The sequence below is a fragment of the Streptomyces sp. T39 genome, assembly GCF_008042045.1.
GTDB lineage: Bacteria > Actinomycetota > Actinomycetes > Streptomycetales > Streptomycetaceae > Streptomyces.
Genome location: NZ_RDBP01000012.1, coordinates 93,446 through 112,204, shown reverse-complemented (window position 1 = coordinate 112,204; position 18,759 = coordinate 93,446). Strand labels below are relative to the sequence as shown.

15 protein-coding genes are annotated in these 18,759 nt (G+C 72.0%); 8 read left to right on the top strand and 7 right to left on the bottom strand.

Annotation, left to right across the window (positions count from 1 at the left end; genetic code table 11):
• Positions 1–4,605: polymorphic toxin-type HINT domain-containing protein (locus EAO77_RS01410; RefSeq protein WP_147986311.1), on the top strand; the 4,605-nt coding region annotated here is incomplete at its 5' end.
• Complete coding sequence (locus tag EAO77_RS01405; RefSeq protein ID WP_147986310.1) at positions 4,589–5,554, top strand: DUF3710 domain-containing protein; 966 nt, start codon at positions 4,589–4,591, stop codon at positions 5,552–5,554. The genes EAO77_RS01410 and EAO77_RS01405, both read left to right, overlap by 17 nt.
• A 154-nt stretch (positions 5,555–5,708) precedes the next feature.
• Here EAO77_RS01405 and EAO77_RS01400 read toward each other — a convergent pair whose 3' ends face one another.
• The 5 genes from EAO77_RS01400 to EAO77_RS01380 form a co-directional block, all read right to left on the bottom strand.
• A complete protein-coding gene (locus EAO77_RS01400) occupies positions 5,709–6,971 on the bottom strand; it encodes a beta-ketoacyl-[acyl-carrier-protein] synthase family protein (RefSeq protein WP_147986309.1) in 1,263 nt (420 codons plus the stop codon).
• An 86-nt stretch (positions 6,972–7,057) separates the two neighbouring features.
• Positions 7,058–7,312 (bottom strand): acyl carrier protein, encoded by a 255-nt coding sequence (locus EAO77_RS01395; RefSeq protein WP_147986308.1) that lies wholly within the window; start codon positions 7,310–7,312, stop codon positions 7,058–7,060.
• Positions 7,313–7,374: 62 nt separating this feature from the next.
• Positions 7,375–8,406 (bottom strand): ketoacyl-ACP synthase III, encoded by a 1,032-nt coding sequence (locus EAO77_RS01390; RefSeq protein WP_147986307.1) that lies wholly within the window; start codon positions 8,404–8,406, stop codon positions 7,375–7,377.
• Between the two features lie 17 nt (positions 8,407–8,423).
• Positions 8,424–9,365, bottom strand: coding sequence for an ACP S-malonyltransferase (locus EAO77_RS01385; RefSeq protein ID WP_147986306.1), 942 nt, complete (start codon positions 9,363–9,365; stop codon positions 8,424–8,426).
• An 89-nt stretch (positions 9,366–9,454) separates the two neighbouring features.
• Positions 9,455–10,639 (bottom strand): PucR family transcriptional regulator, encoded by a 1,185-nt coding sequence (locus EAO77_RS01380; RefSeq protein ID WP_147986305.1) that lies wholly within the window; start codon positions 10,637–10,639, stop codon positions 9,455–9,457.
• A gap of 94 nt (positions 10,640–10,733) precedes the next feature.
• Here EAO77_RS01380 and EAO77_RS01375 point away from each other — a divergent pair, with 94 nt between their 5' ends.
• Positions 10,734–11,408, top strand: coding sequence for a pirin family protein (locus tag EAO77_RS01375; RefSeq protein WP_147986304.1), 675 nt, complete (start codon positions 10,734–10,736; stop codon positions 11,406–11,408).
• A 228-nt stretch (positions 11,409–11,636) separates the two neighbouring features.
• On the opposite strand, the gene EAO77_RS39680 is transcribed toward EAO77_RS01375, so the two are convergent.
• Positions 11,637–11,768 (bottom strand): hypothetical protein, encoded by a 132-nt coding sequence (locus tag EAO77_RS39680; RefSeq protein WP_261993760.1) that lies wholly within the window; start codon positions 11,766–11,768, stop codon positions 11,637–11,639.
• On the opposite strand from EAO77_RS39680, the gene EAO77_RS01370 reads away from it, so the two are divergent.
• The 3 genes from EAO77_RS01370 to EAO77_RS38370 all read left to right on the top strand — a co-directional run bounded on the left by EAO77_RS01370 (position 11,752) and on the right by EAO77_RS38370 (position 14,016).
• Positions 11,752–12,645: a glycoside hydrolase family 11 protein gene (locus tag EAO77_RS01370; protein WP_187283084.1), complete on the top strand. Its 894-nt coding sequence runs from the start codon at positions 11,752–11,754 to the stop codon at positions 12,643–12,645. The two genes, EAO77_RS39680 and EAO77_RS01370, sit on opposite strands and share 17 nt — an antisense overlap.
• A gap of 446 nt (positions 12,646–13,091) precedes the next feature.
• A complete protein-coding gene (locus EAO77_RS01365) occupies positions 13,092–13,826 on the top strand; it encodes a hyaluronoglucosaminidase (RefSeq protein WP_147986302.1) in 735 nt (244 codons plus the stop codon).
• Between the two features lie 28 nt (positions 13,827–13,854).
• Complete coding sequence (locus tag EAO77_RS38370) at positions 13,855–14,016, top strand: hypothetical protein (protein ID WP_187283083.1); 162 nt, start codon at positions 13,855–13,857, stop codon at positions 14,014–14,016.
• Positions 14,017–14,070: 54 nt separating this feature from the next.
• Here EAO77_RS38370 and EAO77_RS01360 read toward each other — a convergent pair whose 3' ends face one another.
• Positions 14,071–15,276: an Ig-like domain-containing protein gene (locus EAO77_RS01360; RefSeq protein WP_147986301.1), complete on the bottom strand. Its 1,206-nt coding sequence runs from the start codon at positions 15,274–15,276 to the stop codon at positions 14,071–14,073.
• A gap of 228 nt (positions 15,277–15,504) precedes the next feature.
• Between EAO77_RS01360 and EAO77_RS01355 the strand changes: the two genes are divergently transcribed.
• Complete coding sequence (locus tag EAO77_RS01355) at positions 15,505–16,677, top strand: lipid II:glycine glycyltransferase FemX (protein ID WP_147986300.1); 1,173 nt, start codon at positions 15,505–15,507, stop codon at positions 16,675–16,677.
• A gap of 251 nt (positions 16,678–16,928) precedes the next feature.
• On the top strand, positions 16,929–18,746 hold the full coding sequence (gene murJ, locus EAO77_RS01350; protein ID WP_147988877.1) for a murein biosynthesis integral membrane protein MurJ: 1,818 nt from the start codon (positions 16,929–16,931) through the stop codon (positions 18,744–18,746).
• The last annotated feature ends 13 nt before the right edge of the window (positions 18,747–18,759 follow it).

Here is an 18,759-nt window from a genome sequence, read left to right as displayed (position 1 = left end):
CTGACGTGGGGCGGCTGGCAGGGCTACGGCAAGGTCACCGTGACCTCCGGCAGCGCCGATGTGCAGTCCACCCGCATCGACTACACGTACCTGCAGGGCATGGACGGGGACAAGGACCCGGCCGGCGGCACCCGTTCCGTCAAGGTCAAGGACTCGACCGGTACGGAGTACACCGACGCGGAGGAGTTCACCGGCCACCAGCTGGAGGCCCAGACCTGGAACGGCGACAAGGTCGTCTCCAAGGTCATCGCCACCCCCTGGAAGGCCGTGACGGCCACCCAGACCCGCAGTTGGGGCACCAGGAACGCCGTCCTCGTGCGCTCGGAGGTGGAGCGTGGCTTCAGCCTGCTGGCGAACGACACCTGGCGTGAGTCGAAGAGCACCACGAAGTACTCCACCATTCACGGCACCGGCCGGGTGACCGAGGTCGACGACCAGGGCGATGTCTCCACGACGGCGGACGACTCCTGCACGCGTCTCTGGTACGTCGACAACACCACGGCCAATGTGCTGTCGCTGCCCTCGCGCAGCGAGGCCGTCAGCGTGCGGTGTTCGGCGACGCCGGACCGCAGGACGCAGGTCCACGCGGACGAGCGCACCTCCTACGACGGCAAGGCGTTCGGCGAGGCCCCGACCCGGGGTCTGGCGACCACCACGGAGCGGCTGACCGCGCACAACGGCACCACGGGCACCTACCAGGTCACCGGCACCACGACCTATGACTCCTTCGGTCGTCCGCTGACGCAGAAGGACGCGTCCGGTGCCGAGACCAGGACGGCCTACACGGACGTCAACGGTCTGATCTCGCAGACGAAGAACACCAACGCGCTGAACCACGTCACCACCACCGACTACCTGCCCGCCTGGGGCATGTCGGCCGGCCAGACCGATGCCAACGGCAAGCGCACCGACCTCGCCTACGACGGGCTGGGCCGCCTCACCTCCGTGTGGCTGCCGGACCGGGCGAAGACGCAGACGCCGTCCATCAAGTACTCCTACAACGTCCGCCGCGACAAGGTCACCGCGATCCGGACGGAGAAGATCGAGAACGACGGCTCCTACGGCTCCGAGTACGAGCTCTTCGACAGCCTGCTGCGCCCGCGCCAGCTCCAGACCGAGGGTCCGAACGGCACCCGGATGGTGGCGGACTCGTTCTACGACGGCACGGGCAAGGTCAAGCAGACCAACGCCACCTACAACGCCGCCGGTGCGGCTTCGGACGAGCTGCTGATCGTCCGCAACGGGGAGGTCGGACAGCAGTCGCTGATGCGGTACGACGGTCTCGGCCGTCCGACCGCGCAGATCATGGCCGTCTCGGGCGTCGAGCAGTGGCGCACCACGACGACCTACGACGGTGAGCGCACCACGGTCGACCCGCCGCAGGGCGGCGTCCCGACCACGTCGATCAGCGACGCCCGGGGCAACACCGAGGAGATCTGGCACTACAAGGGGGATTCGCCGAACCCGCTGCTGGGTTACGACGCCACGAAGTACACCTTCACGCAGAAGAACCAGCTGGAGACCGTCACCGACGCCAAGGGCAACCAGTGGCGCTACGAGTACGACCTGCTGGGCCGCACCACGCAGCTCACCGACCCGGACGCGGGCACGTCGCACACGCAGTACGACGCGCTCGACCGCGCCGTCTCGACCACCGACGGGCGCGGCAAGAAGATCTCCACGGTCTACGACAAGCTGGGCCGGCCCCTGTCCACCTGGCAGGGCGAGGCGAACACGGGGACACGGCTCACGGAGACCCGGTACGACAAGGCCGGCATGCTCGGGAAGGCGTACGCCGACCTGAGCTACGTCTCGCCGACGGAGTACTTCGCCACCGTCATCCAGACGTGGGACGACTTCTACCGTCCGCTGCGGAGCGACTACCTCGTCCCCGCCTCCCAGGGCTCGCTGGCCGGGACGTACTCCTTCACGTCGGCCTACAACCGTGACGGCAGCGTGCAGTCCAGCGGAGTGCCCGCCGCGGGCGGTCTGCCGGCCGAGGTGCTGGTCAACGGCTATGACGAGTTGCAGCGGCCGACGACCCTGACGGGTGCGACGCCGTACGTCACGAACACGGTCTACTCGAACCAGGGCCACATGCTCCAGTTCGAGCAGAACACCGGAGGCAAGAAGGTCTGGCAGACCTTCGACTACGAGACGGGCACCGACCGCCTCAAGCGCATCGTGGTGGACGTGTACGGCGCCCCGGCGCCGGTGAAGGAGGCGAACTACTCCTACGACCAGGCCGGCAACGTCCTGTCGATCGCCGACACCTCGAACACGGCCTCTCCGGACGTGCAGTGCTTCGGCTACGACGCCCGCAAGCGTCTCGCCGAGGCGTGGACGCCGGCCGCGACCGTCGCGGAGGCGGCCGGCAGCGGGTCCGTGGGCTCCGTCGCCCCGCTCGACGGTTCGGGCCCGGCCGCCTGCCAGGCGGCTCCCGGCGCGAAGGCGCTCGGCGGCCCGGCGCCGTACTGGAAGTCCTACGTCACGGACGCCATCGGCAACCGGACGTCGGAGACGGTGCACGACACCGGGCTGAACCCGGCGAAGAACATCACCCGCACCTTCACCTACGGCGGCGCGGGCGCGCTCGGCGACGGACCGCACCAGGTCACCAAGGTCGTCGAGAACACCCCGACCGGCGACCGGCAGTCGAGCTACGAGTACGACGACTCCGGCAACACCACCAAGCGCACCATCGGCGGCAACGCCCAGACGCTGGAGTGGACCGACGACGGCAAGCTCGCCAAGGCGAAGGAGGCCGACGGGTCCGAGACGAGCTACCTCTACGACAGCGTCGGCAACCGGGTCCAGCGCAAGGACACCACCGGCACGACCGTCTATCTGCCGGGCATGGAGCTGAAGCTCTCCGCCGACGGTGCCAAGAAGTCGGCCACCCGCTACTACGCGCACGCCGGCGAGACGGTGGCCGTGCGCACCGACGACGGCACCGTGTCGTTCATCGCGGCCGACCACCACGGCACCGGCGAGGTCGCGATCCACGCCGTGACCGGTGCGGTGTCGCAGCGCCGCTTCGACCCCTACGGTGTCGAGCGCGGCGCGGCGACCGGTACCTGGCCGGGGGAGAAGGGCTATGTCGGCGGCACCATCGACAAGTCGACCGGGCTGACCCATCTCGGCGCACGTGAGTACGACGCGGTCATCGGCAAGTTCATCTCCGTCGACCCGCTGATCGACTACACCCAGCCGCAGCAGATCAACGGCTACGCGTATGCCAACAACACCCCGGTCACCCACGCCGACCCGAGCGGCATGGCGATCCCGGAGTGCATGCAGGGCCTGATCGAGTGCCGCGGCGGCCTGCCCGTGCCCAGCAAGGACAAGAATCCGACCTGGCACGAGGAGAAGGCGGTCTCCGGTGCGGAGACGGCCCTGGTCGGGGCGCAGGGCCAGCAGGCGCAGGCCAAGCAGCGGATCAAGTCCGCGGGCAAGGCGCTCGTCAAGATCGCCCGGGACATCCTGGGCGTGGACGCCGCGCTCGACTGCGTCTCCAGCGGAGACATGGGCGCCTGCGGCGAGACGCTGCTGAACATCGCGGGCAGCTTCGCCGGCGGTCTCGCGGGGAAGATCCTCGCGAAGTACGGCGCACCGTGGAACTGGGCCAAGGGCGCCAAACTCGCCAAGCGGGTCGTCAACCTCGTCGGCGATCTGATCGGCGGCGTCAAGGACCTCTGGAAGTCGAGCAAGGCCATCGACAAGGCCAAGGACGGTGTGTCCAAGGCCAAGGACGCACTGGCCGCGGCCAAGAAGAAGGCGGCCGCGGCGGTCAAGAAGGGCAAGGGCGACGGGGATTCCCCGGGAGGCTCGTGCCCGGCCTCACCCGTCAAGCACAGCTTCCTGCCCGGCACGAAGGTCCTCCTGGCCGACGGCACCACCAAGCCGATCGAGGACGTGGTCCTCGGCGACGAGGTCACCGTCACCGACCCGGAGACCGGTGAGACGACGGTCCGCGCAGTCGTGGGCACCATCGTCACCGAGGACGACAAGCACTTCGTCGACCTCACCGTCACCGGCCGTTCCGGTGAGGCCGAGAGCCTGGTCTCCACCACGACCCACCCGTTCTGGTCCGTCTCCGAGGGCCGTTGGGTCGAGGCGGGCGACCTGACGCCCGGCATGACCCTGTACACGGCGTCGGGCGACACGGCCGAGGTCACGGACACGCGCTACTTCGAGCAGCTCCGGCGCACCCACGACCTCACGGTCGCGGACGTCCACACGTACTACGTGCTGGCCGAGGACAGCCCGCTGCTCGTGCACAACTGCGGCAGCCGGGCGAGCCAGGACCCGGGCGAGGTCCCGGACCTCTACGACCCCGACAGTGGCGACTTCAACGAGTATCGGGGTAAGAAGGAGAAGCTCGAGGAGGCCGGCAAGACGCGCCGGGCGACCGAGGAGATGGTCTCCGAGTCCGAGACGCGGTCGTCGACCGTCGCCCGAAGTCCGGGCGCGGCACAGAAGATGATCGACGGAGCGCAGGCTCCCGGAGCCCACGGCCCGGCGGAGGCTCTGGTCGCGAGTGCCCTCGTCGCCGCGAAGGCGGCGCAGAAACTCAGGAAATGGTGGAATGGGCGGCGCAGGTGAGGAGGCGGCGGCCGTCGTCGCGCAGTTCGCGCGGGACGGATTCGTCGCCGAGGAGAGCAGGGAACGGGCCGAGTTCGGCGTCTGGGACCGGGTCACCCCGGGCCGGGTCGTCCTCGTGGCGTTGCAGACCGTCCTGCGGCTGCGGCGTGAGGACGGCCGGGACGACGCCGCACGGCCGCCCAGGGGCGGGGCGAGCGGACTCGGCGGCGAGGAGCACCGGGTGCTCGTCCCGGCGCTGCTGGGTGACGCGTCCGCGGCCCGGGAGGCTGAGCGCCGTGGCCTGATCACCCTGGACCACGTGCTGGGACTGCTCGCGTCCGTCGTGGCCGAGGAGTCGATGTCCGAGGCGGAGACGGGCGAACTGCTCGCCGCCGCCGAGGAGAGCTGCGCCGAGGCCGAGGGCGTTGCCACGGGCCGGGGGATCGACACCGGCCCGTGGGACGAGGACGACGCCCGCCGCCCGCAGGGCGGCCGGGTGATCGACCTCGGGGCGCTGCTGGTGCCGCGGCCGCCGGGGGTCGAACTGCACCCCATGCGGTCCGACGACGGCGCCGTCGTCGCCGTCACGGTCGTCCGCGGCCGGACGGCGATCCAGCTGCAGGCCTTCCGGGCGTCCTCGGACACCTCCTGGGAGTCGATCCGCGGGCAGCTGACGCGGTCGATGCGGAGGAACGGCGGCTCCGTCGAGGAGCGCACCGGCCCTGCCGGCGTCGAGCTGCAGACGGTCGTGCCGGTCCGCGGGAAGTCCCGCGGGCAGATCTCCCGGGTCCTCGGCTGCGACGGTCCGGGCTGGGTCCTGCGCGGTTTCGTGACCGGAGCCGGGGCGGAGCCCGGCAGCACGGAGGAGTGGGCGTACACGGCCTTCCGGGGGACGGTCGTCCGCGCGTCGTACGCGCCGCCCGCGCGCGGTGCGGCGATCGCGCTGCGCTGGCCGCCCGCGGAGGGGTAGCCCGCCCGGCCGCGTCCCCGCACGAGGCCCGCACCCCCTCGGGGGTGCGGGCCTCTTCGCCGTCCGGGGACGGGACCGGTCGCCCCGCCCCCGACACGACGGCGCCGGCACCCCGAGGAGGGTGCCGGCGCCGTCGTGTGCGGCCGGAGCCGCGTCAGACCGTGCGGAAGGCGAGGACCACGTTGTGGCCGCCGAAGCCGAACGAGTTGTTGATCGCCGCGATCGTGCCCTCGGGCAGCGGGCGCGGGGTGTCGCGGACCACGTCCGCCTCGACGGCCTCGTCGAGGTCGTCCACGTTGATCGTGGGCGGGGCGGTGCGGTGGTGGAGCGCGAGGACGGTGGCGACCGTCTCGATGCCGCCGGCGCCGCCCAGCAGGTGCCCCGTCATCGACTTGGTGGCGGAGACCGCGACATGGTCGAGGTCGTCGCCGAGGACGGCGCGCAGGGCCTTGATCTCGGCGACGTCGCCCTGCGGCGTCGACGTGGCGTGCGCGTTGAGGTGGACGACCTCGGACGGCTTGAGGTCCGTGGTCTCCAGCAGGTTGCGCAGGGCCGCCGCGATGCCGCGGCCGGTCGGCTCGGGCTGCGCGATGTGGTGGCTGTCGGCGGACAGTCCCTGGCCGAGGACCTCGCAGTAGACCTTGGCGCCGCGCGCGGCGGCGTGCTCGGCCGACTCCAGGATCACGACGCCGGCGCCCTCGCCGAGGACGAAGCCGTCGCGGCCGGTGTCGTAGGGCCGGGAGGCCTTCAGCGGCTCGTCGTTGTTCTTGGACATCGCCATCATGTTGGCGAACGCCGCGATGGGCAGCGGGTGGATCGCCGCCTCGGTGCCGCCGGCGACGACCACGTCGGCACGGCCGGTGCGGATCATCTCGACGGCGTAGCCGATCGCCTCGGCGCCCGACGCACAAGCCGAGACCGGGGTGTGGACGCCCGCCTGGGCGTTCACCTCCAGACCGACGTTGGCGGAGGGGCCGTTCGGCATCAGCATGGGGACGGTGTGCGGGGAGACCCGGCGCACGCCCTTGTCCTTGAGGACGTCGTACTGGTCGAGCAGAGTCGTTACGCCACCGATGCCGGAGGCGATGACGGTGCCGAGGCGGGCCGGTGCGACGGCCTCGTCCTCGCCCGCGGGGGCGGTGAATCCGGCGTCGGACCACGCCTCACGGGCCGCGATGACCGCGAACTGCGCGGAGCGGTCCAGCTTGCGGGCGAGCGGGCGGGGCAGGACCTCGCCCGGGTCGACCGCGGCGGTCGCGGCGATACGGACCGGGAGTTCGGCGTAGCGCTCGCCCTCCAGGACCTTCACGCCCGAACGGCCGGCGAGCAGCCCTTCCCACGTCGATGCGCTGTCGCCACCCAGCGGTGTGGTTGCGCCGATACCGGTGACGACCACGGTGCGATTGGTCGAGTTCACAGGAATTCTTTCTCCACTGTCAGAGGGTGCGGAATTGATCCGGCGCCACCGAGGGTGGCGACCAGCGCGTCAGACGACCCAGGTGCTTACTTGGCGACCTGGTGGTTGAGGATGTAGTCCGCGGCGTCGCCGACGGTCTTCAGGTTCTTGACGTCCTCGTCCGGGATCTTGACGTCGAAGCGCTCTTCGGCGGCGACGACGACCTCGACCATGGACAGCGAGTCGACGTCCAGGTCGTCGGTGAAGGACTTGTCCAGCTGGACGTCCTCGACCGGGATGCCGGCGATCTCGTTGACGATCTCGGCGAGACCTTCGACGATCTCTTCCTGAGTGGCGGCCATGTTGGCGCTCCTTCGGTGTGTATCAGAGGGTGTGGCGGGGCCGTGCGGAGATCCGACGGCGCCTAGGGGAGGGTAACGACCGTCGCGGCGTAGACGAGACCCGCCCCGAAGCCGATGACGAGCGCGGTGTCGCCGCTCTTCGCCTGTCCGGTCGCCAGGAGCCGCTCCATGGCGAGCGGGATCGAGGCGGCGGAGGTGTTGCCGGTGGTCTCGACGTCACGGGCGACCGTGACGTGCTCCGGCAGCTTCAGTGTCTTCACCATCGAGTCGATGATCCGCATGTTGGCCTGGTGCGGGATGAAGACGTCCAGGTCGGCCGGCGCGATGCCGGCCGCGTCGAGCGCCTGCTGGGCGACCTTCGCCATCTCGAAGACGGCCCAGCGGAAGACCGCCTGGCCCTCCTGCGTGATGGCGGGGAACTTGACCTCGCCCGCCTCGTTCAGCGGCAGCTTGGAGACGTCGCCGACGTGGAAGTCGTTCCACGGGACGGTCTGCTTGATGGTCTCGGACTTGTCGCCCTCCGAACCCCACACCGTGGGGCCGATGTGCGGCTCGTCCGAGGGGCCGACCACGACCGCGCCCGCGCCGTCGCCGAACAGGAAGGCCGTGGCACGGTCCTCCAGGTCGGTCAGGTCGCTGAGCCGCTCGACGCCGATGACGAGGACGTACTCGGCGGAGCCCTCGACGATCATGCCCTTGGCGAGGGTCAGGCCGTAGCCGAAGCCCGCGCAGCCGGCGGAGATGTCGAACGCGGCGGGCTTGCCCGCCCCCACCTTGTCGGCGATCTCGGTCGCCACGGCAGGGGTCTGCTTGAAGTGGGACACCGTCGAGACGATCACGGCGCCGATCTGCTCGGCGGCGATCCCCGCGTCGGCGAGCGCCTTGCCCGACGCCTCGACCGACATGGCGGTCACGGTCTCCTCGGGGGAGGCCCAGTGGCGGGTGGCGATGCCGGAGCGCGAGCGGATCCACTCGTCGGAGGAGTCGATCTTCTCGAGGATCACCTCGTTGGGCACCACTCGGACGGGGCGGTAGCCGCCGACACCCAGAATGCGTGCGTACGGGGCGCCCTTGCTGGGCTTGATCTTCGACATGCTGTACGGCTCCCTTGTCAGACGGTGCCTGCCGCGCCGGCGGCGGACGAGCCGGTGGCGGCGAGCAGCTTGCGGGCCGCTTCGAGGTCGTCCGGAGTCTTGAGCGCGACCGTCTCGACACCCGGCAGGGCACGCTTGGCGAGACCCGTGAGCGTACCGCCGGGGCAGACCTCGACGAGAGCCGTCGCGCCGAGCTGCGTGAACGTCTCCATGCACAGGTCCCAGCGGACCGGGTTGGCGACCTGCCCGACCAGGCGGGCGATGACGTCCGCGCCGGAGGAGACGGTCCGCCCGTCCTTGTTGGAGACGTACGGCACGGTGGGGTCGGCCGGCGTGATGTCCGCGGCGGCCTTCTCCAGCGTGGTGACGGCGGACGCCATGTGGTGCGTGTGGAACGCGCCGGCCACCTTGAGCGGCACGACCCGGCGGACGCCCTCGGGCTTGTCCTCGGCGAGGGCGGCGAGCTGCTCCATGGTGCCGGCGGCGACGATCTGTCCGGCGCCGTTGACGTTGGCCGGGGTCAGACCGAGCTTCTCCAGGTGGGCGATGCTCACGTCCGGGTCGCCGCCGAGCAGCGCCGACATGCCGGTCTCGGTGACCGCGGCGGCCTCGGCCATGGCCAGGCCGCGGGTGCGGACCAGACGCAGTGCGGTGGTCTCGTCGATGACGCCGGCGAACGCGGCGGCGGTGATCTCGCCGACGCTGTGGCCGGCGACGGCGCCGGGCACCATGTCGCCGAGGGCGGCAGCGGACAGCAGTCCGGCGGCGACCAGCAGGGGCTGGGCGACCGCGGTGTCACGGATCTCGTCCGCGTCGGCCTTCGTGCCGTAGTGGGCGAGGTCGAGTCCGATGGCGTCGGACCAGGCCGCCACGCGGTCGGCGGCGCCGGGGAGTTCGAGCCAGGGGGTCAGGAAGCCGGGCGTCTGAGCGCCTTGGCCGGGAGCGACGAGTACGAGCACCCTCACACTCTCTCTTGCGGACGGCTCGGGACGCCCGTGGGGACAGGGACGAAGAACCGTCGGGGGAATTGTCGGTGTCCCACAAAAGTCTAGGACTGGGAGTCCCCGTCGGCCAGACGCCCCAGGATGAGGGCGATTCGCAGCGTGAACGCCGAGCGGACGTCCGAGGGCGACCATCCGGTGACGTCGGTCACACGTCGCAGCCGGTAGCGCACGGTGTTGGGGTGAACGAACAGCATCCTGGCCGCGCCCTCCAGGCTGCTCGCCTGCTCCAGATAGACACTGAGAGTTTCCAGCAGCGCCGAACCGGCCTCTTCGAGCGGTCTGTAGATCTCCTCCACCAGTTGCTCGCGCGCCGCAGGGTCGGAGGCGATGGCGCGTTCCGGCAGGAGATCGTCCGCGAGAACCGGGCGGGGCGCGTCCTGCCAGGCGGAGCACGCCTTGAGGCCCGCGGCCGCGGCCTGCGCGGAACGGGTCGCGGCCAGCAGGTCGGGCACGATCGGGCCCGCGACGACGGGCCCCGCGGCGTAGGGGCCGATCAGCGCCTTGGCGACGTGCAGCGGGTTGTCGTTGCCGCCGGCGATGACGACCAGCCGGTTGCCGAGCACGCCCGTCAGCACCTGGAGTTTGGCGTGCCGGGCGGCCCGGCGGATCGCCTCCACCGTCAGCTCGCTGTCGCCGTCGGGCGCGGTGCCGAGGATCACGCAGACGTGGTCGGGGGAGTTCCAGCCGAGGGCGGCGGCGCGGGACACGGCGCCCTCGTCGGCCTCGCCCGACAGCACCGCGTTCACCACCAGCGACTCCAGGCGTGCGTCCCACGCGCCCCGGGCCTCCGCCGCCTGCGCGTACACCTGCGCCGTGGCGAAGGCGATCTCCCGCGCGTAGACGAGAAGCGCCTCGCGCAGCACGGACTCGTCGCCCGGCGCCGCGACCTCCTCGATGGCCGTCTCCATGACCTCGATGGTGGTGCGCACCATCTCCACGGTCTGGCGCAGGGTGATCGCCCGGGTCAGTTCGCGCGGGGCGGTGCCGAAGACGTCGGTCGAGATCGCCTGGGGCGTCTCCGGATGCCGGAACCACTCGGTGAACGCGGCGATGCCGGCCTGGGCCACCAGCCCGATCCACGACCGGTTCTCCGGGGGCATGGCGCGGTACCACGGCAGCGACTCGTCCATGCGGGCGATCGCGTTCGCCGCGAGCCGGCCGGACGACTGCTCCAGGCGTCGGAGGGTCGCGGAGTGCGGATGGGAGGCGTTCGCAGGAGGTTCGGACACGGGGACAAGAGTGCCTTATCAGGACGCGGGGGCCGAGTGCCGGGGTTCTCCGTGATCGCGCCGTGCCGCGGCGGGCCGCGGTTACCGTGGACACGTGAGAGCACCCACGACCTCCGTCCGGCGTTCCGCCGACCGCTGTCCGGGCGGCGACCCGGCGGCGGGGATCGAGTCCCTGCACGCGTTCTCGTTCGGCAGCCACTACGACCCGGACAATCTCCGCTTCGGTGCGATGCTCGCCTGCAACGAGGAGCGCCTGGCGCCCGGCGCCGGCTTCGACGAGCATCCGCACAGCCACACGGAGATCGTCACCTGGGTCGTCGAGGGCGAGCTCACCCACCGGGACTCGGCCGGTCACGCCACCGTCGTCCGGCCCGGCGACGTCCAGCGGCTGAGCGCGGCCGCCGGCGTCCGGCACGTCGAGCGCAACGACGGCGACGTGCCCCTGGTGTTCGTGCAGATGTGGCTCGCGCCCCGGGACCCGGGCGGCGAGCCCGCGTACGAGATCGTCCGCGGCATCGCGGACTCCACTCCGTACGCGCTTCCCGAGGCCGGCGCCCTGCTGCACGTGCGGCGGCTCGCCTCCGGGGAGCGGACGGCGGTCCCCGACGCGGCCCACGTCTACGTGCATGTGGTGCGCGGTCAGGTGCGGCTGGACGGCGAGGGGCTGGGCCCCGGTGACGCGGCGCGGCTCACCGGCGCGCGGGGGCAGGAGCTCGCTGCGGACGGCGGCGGACCGGCCGAGGTGCTGATGTGGGAGATGGGCGGCTGAGGCGCGCCTCGCGAGCGGCTCGAAACTTTCGGCGGACTGCTTCCGGCGCCCCATCCATGATCGACGGCGCTTGCGATTTCTTGCGATCCAAAAGACCCGCCGTGTGCCCTGAGCAGCCCTGACGGGCCGACAATCACACCTTCCCTGAGGTCGAATGTTTCGGTTATTCACCGAAACTGTTGACAGTCATTCGGGGCAGCTCAACACTTTCGCTGCCCTGACCGCCCGTCAGCGTTCACCGAGGAGGATCACGCCCATGAACCACGGCCCCGCACGGCCGGACCGCCGCGGCAGCAGCCGGATCAGGCTTCTCGTCAGCAGCATCGGCACGTTGGTGCTGGCGATGGCCACACTGCTCATGCCGGGCACCGCGATCGCGGCACCCATCACCTCGAACCAGACCGGCACCAACAACGGCTACTGGTACTCGTTCTGGACCGACAGCCCCGGCACCGTCTCCATGGACATGGGATCCGGCGGCAACTACACCACCCAGTGGAGCAACACCGGCAACTTCGTCGCCGGCAAGGGCTGGAGCACCGGAGGCCGCAGGACCGTGACCTACTCCGGCACCTTCAACCCGTCCGGCAACGCCTACCTCACGCTCTACGGCTGGACCACCGGCCCGCTCATCGAGTACTACATCGTCGACAACTGGGGCACCTACCGCCCCACCGGCACCTTCAAGGGCACCGTCACCAGCGACGGCGGCACCTACGACATCTACGAGACCACCCGCTACAACGCCCCCTCCATCGAAGGCACCAAGACCTTCAAGCAGTTCTGGAGCGTCCGGCAGTCGAAGCGCACCGGCGGCACCATCACCAGCGGCAACCACTTCGACGCCTGGGCGTCCAAGGGCATGAACCTCGGCACCCACAACTACATGATCATGGCGACCGAGGGCTACCAGAGCAGCGGCAGCTCCAACATCACCGTCGGCGGCACCGGCGGCGGCGGGGGCGGCGGTGGCGGCTGCACCGCGACGCTCACCGCCGGTGAGAAGTGGAGCGACCGGTACAACCTCGACGTGGCGGTCAGCGGCAGCAGCAACTGGACCGTGACCATGAACGTCCCGTCCCCGGCGAAGATCCTCTCCACCTGGAACACCGCCGCCACCTACCCGAGCAGCCAGGTGCTCACCGCCAAACCGAACGGCAACGGCAACACCTTCGGTGTCACGGTGCAGGCGAACGGCAACTGGACCTGGCCCACGGTCTCCTGCGCCGCCGGCTGATCCCGACGACGCGAGCCGGACGCGCGGCGCCCCCGCCCCGGGGCGCCGCCGCGCCGGTCCCCGCGCCGGCGAGGGCGGCGGCCACGCGGCGGCAGGCGGTGGAGCGCGTACGCGGCCCACAGCGCCGCCTCGACGAGGCGTCGGGATCGGCGAGGGCGCCGAGCCAGGCTTCGCCCGCCTCCCGGTTGCCGATTCGTTCGTGCACCGGCGGTCGCAGGGCGTGGGCCTGCCCGTCACCACCCGCCCGATGGCCGACGACGGCACCTTTGGCCGTCAACTCCTCGCGGTGTTCGGTACGTTGCGCAGCCCGGCGTGGTCGTCCGGTCGCGTACGGGTGCCGGATTCAGGCGTCCGGGGTGCGCGGGGCAACCAATGGAGCCTCTGCCCGGTCCTCTCTCCGGACGCGCCCGGTACGGGCGCACCTCACGAGGAGAAGGGCGGACACGATGGCGGTGTCACGAAGACTGTTCCTGGGCGGTTTCACGGCCGGGGCGGTGACCGTCACGGCCGGTGCAGCGTCGCCGGCCGCGGCGGCGGGCGGGCCGACGACGACGTTCGACGGGCCGGTGGTCGCGGAGTCGTACCGTGCGGACTCCACGGTCAACGCGGGCTTCTTCAGGACGACGTCGACGACCGCGCATGCGCTCACGGTCCACCAGGCGGGGACGTCCGGCGGCGGGGTCGCGCTGAACATCGTCTCGGACAACCCCGGTACGTCGGCGGTCTACCTGAAGGGCCGCGAGAAGGAGCACGGCACCCTGAAGATCACGCACATCGGCCACGCCGACGGATCGGACCACAAGGCGTCCGCTCTCTCGATCGACCTGCGGACGGCCGGGACCGCCGCGCAGGGCATCTTCGTGACCAACGGGGACGACGTCCCGACCACGGGCAACCTGATCTGCCTGCGCAACAACGGCCGGGACGACTTCGTCGTCAAGGGCAGCGGACGGGTCGGCATCGGCATGGGCGTGGGCGGCAATCCCTGGTCCCAGCTGCACGTCGTCCAGCAGCCCGGCACCGGTTCCGCGCTGATGGCCGAGGGCGTGGTGCGGGTCGTCGACGCGGCCGCCGTGCCCACGGGCGTCGACTCCCGCGGGGGCGGCGCGCTCTACGCGGAGGGCGGCGCGCTCAAGTGGCGCGGAGCCGACGGGACCGTCACCGAGATCGCCCCGGCCTGACGGCCGGGCACGCGGGAGAGGAACCGAGATGGAACTGACGCCGGACGAACTGGTCGCGGAGTTCCGCGACGCGGTCACGGAGCTGTACTTCGCGCGGAAGCGCATCGCGCTCCTGGAGTCGGAGAACGCGGCGCTCCGCGCCCGCCTCGCGGAAGCGGCCGCGGGGGAGCGGGCGGAGGCGACCGCCTGAACGGCGGGAGCCGCCCCCCGTGGACGGCTCCCGCCCCTTCCGCGCCCGGCGCGTTCACGCCAGGGCGCTCATGTCCTGCCACTTCTCCCACGAGACGTTCCACTCGCCGAAGCCGTTGCCGGGGTCGGGGACGCCCTTGGTGTCCTTGCCCTTGATCTCGAACGGGTCGCCCGGCCGGACCTGGGCGTAGAACCAGGCGGCGTTCTCGTCGCTCATGCCGATGCAGCCCGAGCTCTTGTTGGCGTTGCCCATGTACGCGTTGTTCCAGGGCGCCGCGTGGGCGTACATCCCGGACCAGGTCAGACGCATCGAGTAGTCGACCATCTTGTCGTAGGCGTCGGCGAGGCCCACCGTCTCCGAGTTCATGTTGATGGTCCCCTCCTTCGCCATCAGGACCGAGGTGCCGCCCCAGGAGCGCTTGATGCCGCCGGGGGTGCCGCCGGAGACGGGGATGGTGCGCACCGTGCGGCCGTCGCGCTCCAGGGTGAGCTCGTGGGTGTCCAGGTCGACCCTGACGATCTGGCGGGAGCCGACGGTGAACTTCGTCGTGTAGTCGCGGACGAACCAGCCGCCGCCCCTGCCGGAGTCGGTGCCGTCGAGCTGCGCCCGGAGGGTGACCTCGGTGCCGGGCTCCCAGTACGTCCTCGGGCGCCAGTCGACCCGGTCGCGGCCCGACCAGTCCTTCATCCAGCCCCAGGACCCCTCGGTGTCGTTCGACGTGGTCAGCTTCAGCTGCTTCTCCACAGCGGCCTTGTCGGTGACCGGGTTGTCGAAGACCAGCGACACGGGCTGCGCGACACCGACGGTGACGGCCTCGCCGGGACGCCAGTCGACCTTGTTGACCTTCTCGGCCGGCGCGGTGGTGAACGACGTGGACGTGGTCTTCTCCGTGCCGCCCTCGGTGCGGGTGGTGGTCTTCACGGTGTAGGTGGTGCCGGGGACGGCCTTGCGCTCGGACTGCCAGCCCGCCTTGCCGACGGCGCCCTTCAGCGCCCGGCCCTTCGCGTCGGTGACGGTGACCGAGGCGATCGTGCCGCCGGAGACCGTCACCTTCACCGGCTGCCCGGCGCGCACCGAGCGGCCGCTCGGGGTGACGGTCACGGTCGCCGGACGCCCGTCGCCGGCCCGCTCGCCCGGCTTCCCGTCGTCGTCGCCCGTCCCTCCCGAGCCCGTGGAGCAGGCGGCGAGCGGGGCCAGCAGCACGGCGGCAGCGGCGGCACGGACACGTATGCGGCCGGCCTGTGCGCGTCTCACGGTCATGGGATGGGTCCTCCGTTGTCGTCCGGCAGGAGCCGGGATCCGATACGGCGAGCGTAGGGCGGAGAAACCGCAGGTGAGAGGGGATGGGGCGATGTGACGGCCGTTGCGTCACAACGGTCATCGTCCGGTCACATTCGCCGCTCGGACCGGTCACGCGGGGCTGTGAGAGTCCACGGCATTCCGCGTGATTCCGCGTGAACAGACGCGTGAACAGAGAGGTCCCACACCGTGTCCGCACTGCTCGTGCCGGCCGACCGAGGTCAGCAGACGCCGCTCGCCCCCATCACCCGGGAGGCGTACCGCGCCTTCCTCGCGTCCCGCACCGGGAACGCCCTCGGCCCCGGCTTCCTCCAGTGCCCCTCCTGGGCCGACGTCAAGGAGGGCTGGCGCTCCCTGCTGCTCGGCTGGGGCCCCCGGCCCGAGGAGGGCGAGCTCACCGGCGTCGCCATGGTGCTGCTCCGCCAGCTCCCCGGCACGCGCAAGTACTTCGCCTACCTGCCGGAGGGGCCCGTCGCCGACTGGGCCGACCCCCACATGGACGGCTGGCTCGACCCGCTGCTGAAGACCCTGCGCACGGCGGGGGTGTTCGCGGTGCGCATCGGCCCGTCGCCGGCGCACCGGAGCTGGGACGCGGCCCGCCTCAAGGCGGCCGCGGCCCCCGGGCGCCGGCTCGCCGACGTCCTGGCCCGGGAGGTCGACCCGCTGGGCACGGCCGTCTCCGAGCGGCTGCGCGCCCGGGGCTGGCACCGCTGCGGCGGGGAGGAGGACGGGGACGCCCAGCCGCGCTACGTCTTCCGCGTGCCGCTGGCCGGGCGGTCCGTGGACGACCTGTGGGCGGGGCTCAACCAGGAGTGGCGGCGCAATGTGCGCAAGGCGCGCAAGGAGGGCGTGGAGACCGTCGTCGGCAGCGCGGCCGACCTGCCCGAGTTCTACCGGCTGCTGCGCCTGACCGAGGAACGCGACGGCTTCCGGCTCGGACGCTCGCTGGCGTACTACGAGCGGCAGTACGCGGCCCTCAACGCCGAGGAACCGGGCCGGATGACGCTCTACCTGGCCCGGCACCAGGGCGAGATCCTGGCCGCCCACACCATGATCCGCGTCGGCGGCCGGGTCTGGTACCAGACCGGGGCGTCGGCCGACCACCGCCGTGAGGTGCGGCCCTCCAACCTCCTGCAGTGGCGGATGCTCCAGGACGCCCACGCACTCGGCGCCGACGTCTACGACATGCGCGGGGTACCCTCCACCCTCGACCCCGCTGAGAGGGGACACGGGCTGCTGCGCTGGAAGCTCGGCACCGGGGGAGAGGTCGTCGAGACCTTGGGGGAATGGGAGAGACCGTTGGACGGCACCGCCAACCACGCGCTGTACCGGGCGTTCCAGGCATACCTGGCCCGCCGGTGAGCGGCGACCGCGCCGGGGCGGCCGCACCCGCCGCGCACCCCGGGGCCGTCCACGGGCCGGCCGCACCCGACGCGGGGGCGACCTACCGGCCGGACGTGCCGGGCGCACCGGCCCCGGGGGCCGTCCACGCACCGGGCGCACCGACCGTCGGGGCCCCTCACGGGCCCGTGGCGCCGGACGCGTCCGCGGAGCCCGCCGCGAAGGCGGCGGCGTCCCGGGGGACACCTTCGGTGCTCCGCAGCGGCCTCCTCATGGCCGCCGGCTCGGTCGTGTCCCGGGCCACCGGCTTCGCCCGGTCCGCCGTCGTCGCCTCCGCGCTCGGCGTCGGGCTCGTCGCCGACGGGTACGCCGTCGGCAACGCGCTGCCGACCATCGTCTACATGCTGCTGATCGGCGGCGCGCTCAACGCGGTCTTCGTCCCCGAGCTCGTCAGGGCGGGCAAGGAGCACGCGGACGGCGGCGCCGCCTACACCGACCGGCTGCTCACCGTGTGCGTCCTCGCCCTGCTCGCGCTCACCGGCGCCGCCGTGTGGGCCGCGCCCGCGATCATCGGCGTCTACACGGCGTACGACGGCGGCCAGGCGGAGATGACGGTCGCGTTCGCCCGGTACTGCCTGCCGCAGATCTTCTTCCTCGGGGTCTTCACGCTGCTCGGGCAGGTGCTCAACGCGCGCGGCCGCTTCGGCGCCATGATGTGGACGCCCGTCCTCAACAACGTCGTGGTCATCGCCGTGTTCGGCCTCTACCTCGCCACCGGCGACGGCGGGACGCTCACCCCGGCCGAGACCTCCCTGCTCGGGTGGGGCACCACCGCGGGCATCGCCGTGCAGGCACTCGCCCTGCTGCCCTCCCTGCGCTCCGCGCGCTTCCGTTTCCGCCCGCGCTTCGACTGGCGCGGCAGCGGACTGACGAGGCCGCTGCGCTCCGCGGGCTGGCTGGTGCTGCTGGTGCTGACCAACCAGGCCGCCTACTGGGTCACCACCCGCCTGGCCACCGACGCCGGATCGGCCGCGCAGGCGGCGGGCGTCGAGGGCGCCGGATTCAGCGCGTACACCAACGCCTACGTCCTGTGGGCCGTCCCGCACGGCATCGTCACCGTGTCGCTGGTGACCGCCCTGATGCCCCGGATGAGCGCCGCCGCGGCCGACGGCGACACGGGCGCGGTGCGCCGGGACGTGTCGTACGCGCTGCGCACCACCGCGGCCGCCGTCGTGCCCGCCGCCTGCCTGCTCGGCGCCCTGGCGCAGCCCGTGATGGCGCTGGTCTTCCAGTACGGGGAGACCGACGCGCGGGACATCGCCGTCATGGCGGGCACCCTCGCGGCGTTCGCGCCCGGGCTCGTCGCCTTCTCCGGCCAGTACGTCCTCTCCCGCACCTTCTACGCGCTCTCCGACACCAGGACGCCCTTCCTCCTCAACCTGGTGATCGCCGCCCTGAACGCGGGCCTGTCGTTCGCCGCCTGCGCCGTGCTGCCCGCCAGGTGGGCGGTGACCGGCATCGCCGGGGCGTACTCGGTGGCCCTGTGGGCGGGCTGGGCCGTCACCGCGCTGGTCCTGCGCCGGCGCCTCGACCGGGCCGCCGGTGACCCGGCCGCGTCCGCCGGCGGTGACCGGGACCCGTCCGCGCTCCACGGCTCCCCTCCCGGATCCGCCACCGGTGGCCCCTCCGGCGCGCTCGGCGCGCAGCTGCGGCTGCTCGTCGCCGCCGTCCCCGCTGCACTCCTCGGGTACGCCGCGGCCCGGTGGGCCGGTCCCGCCGGGGCACTCCCGGCCGCCGGCGCGGGTGCGGCCGTCGTCGTCGCCGTCTTCGCCCTGCTGGCCCGCCCCCTGCGCCTCGCGGAGCTCGACGCCCTGCTCACCGGCGCCGCCACCCGGCTCCGCCGCGCCCTGCCCGCCCACAGGGCCACCGAGTACGCCCCGGCGATGCCGGTCACCGCCCACCTGGCGGGCAGCACGGCGCAGGCGGCGAACGACAGGCCCGCGTTCAGGGCGGCGATCACCAGGTTGAGGAGGAAGCGGGGCGAGCGCGAGCCGTTCACCGGACTTGGCGACGGTGAGCCGCGACGGTGAGCCCCGCCCGGTC

Bases quoted from the DNA above. Each gene is read 5' to 3' on its own strand.
- EAO77_RS01390 (WP_147986307.1), bottom strand. From the start codon at position 8,406: ATGTCGAAGATCAAGCCCAGCAAGGGCGCCCCGTACGCACGCATTCTG.
- EAO77_RS01405 (WP_147986310.1), top strand. From the start codon at position 4,589: ATGGGCGGCGCAGGTGAGGAGGCGGCGGCCGTCGTCGCGCAGTTCGCG.
- murJ (WP_147988877.1), top strand. From the start codon at position 16,929: ATGGCCGCCGGCTCGGTCGTGTCCCGGGCCACCGGCTTCGCCCGGTCC.
- EAO77_RS39680 (WP_261993760.1), bottom strand. From the start codon at position 11,768: ATGAGCAGTGTGGCCATCGCCAGCACCAACGTGCCGATGCTGCTGACG.
- EAO77_RS01370 (WP_187283084.1), top strand. From the start codon at position 11,752: ATGGCCACACTGCTCATGCCGGGCACCGCGATCGCGGCACCCATCACC.
- EAO77_RS01395 (WP_147986308.1), bottom strand. From the start codon at position 7,312: ATGGCCGCCACTCAGGAAGAGATCGTCGAAGGTCTCGCCGAGATCGTC.
- EAO77_RS01365 (WP_147986302.1), top strand. From the start codon at position 13,092: ATGGCGGTGTCACGAAGACTGTTCCTGGGCGGTTTCACGGCCGGGGCG.
- EAO77_RS01360 (WP_147986301.1), bottom strand. From the start codon at position 15,276: ATGACCGTGAGACGCGCACAGGCCGGCCGCATACGTGTCCGTGCCGCC.
- EAO77_RS38370 (WP_187283083.1), top strand. From the start codon at position 13,855: ATGGAACTGACGCCGGACGAACTGGTCGCGGAGTTCCGCGACGCGGTC.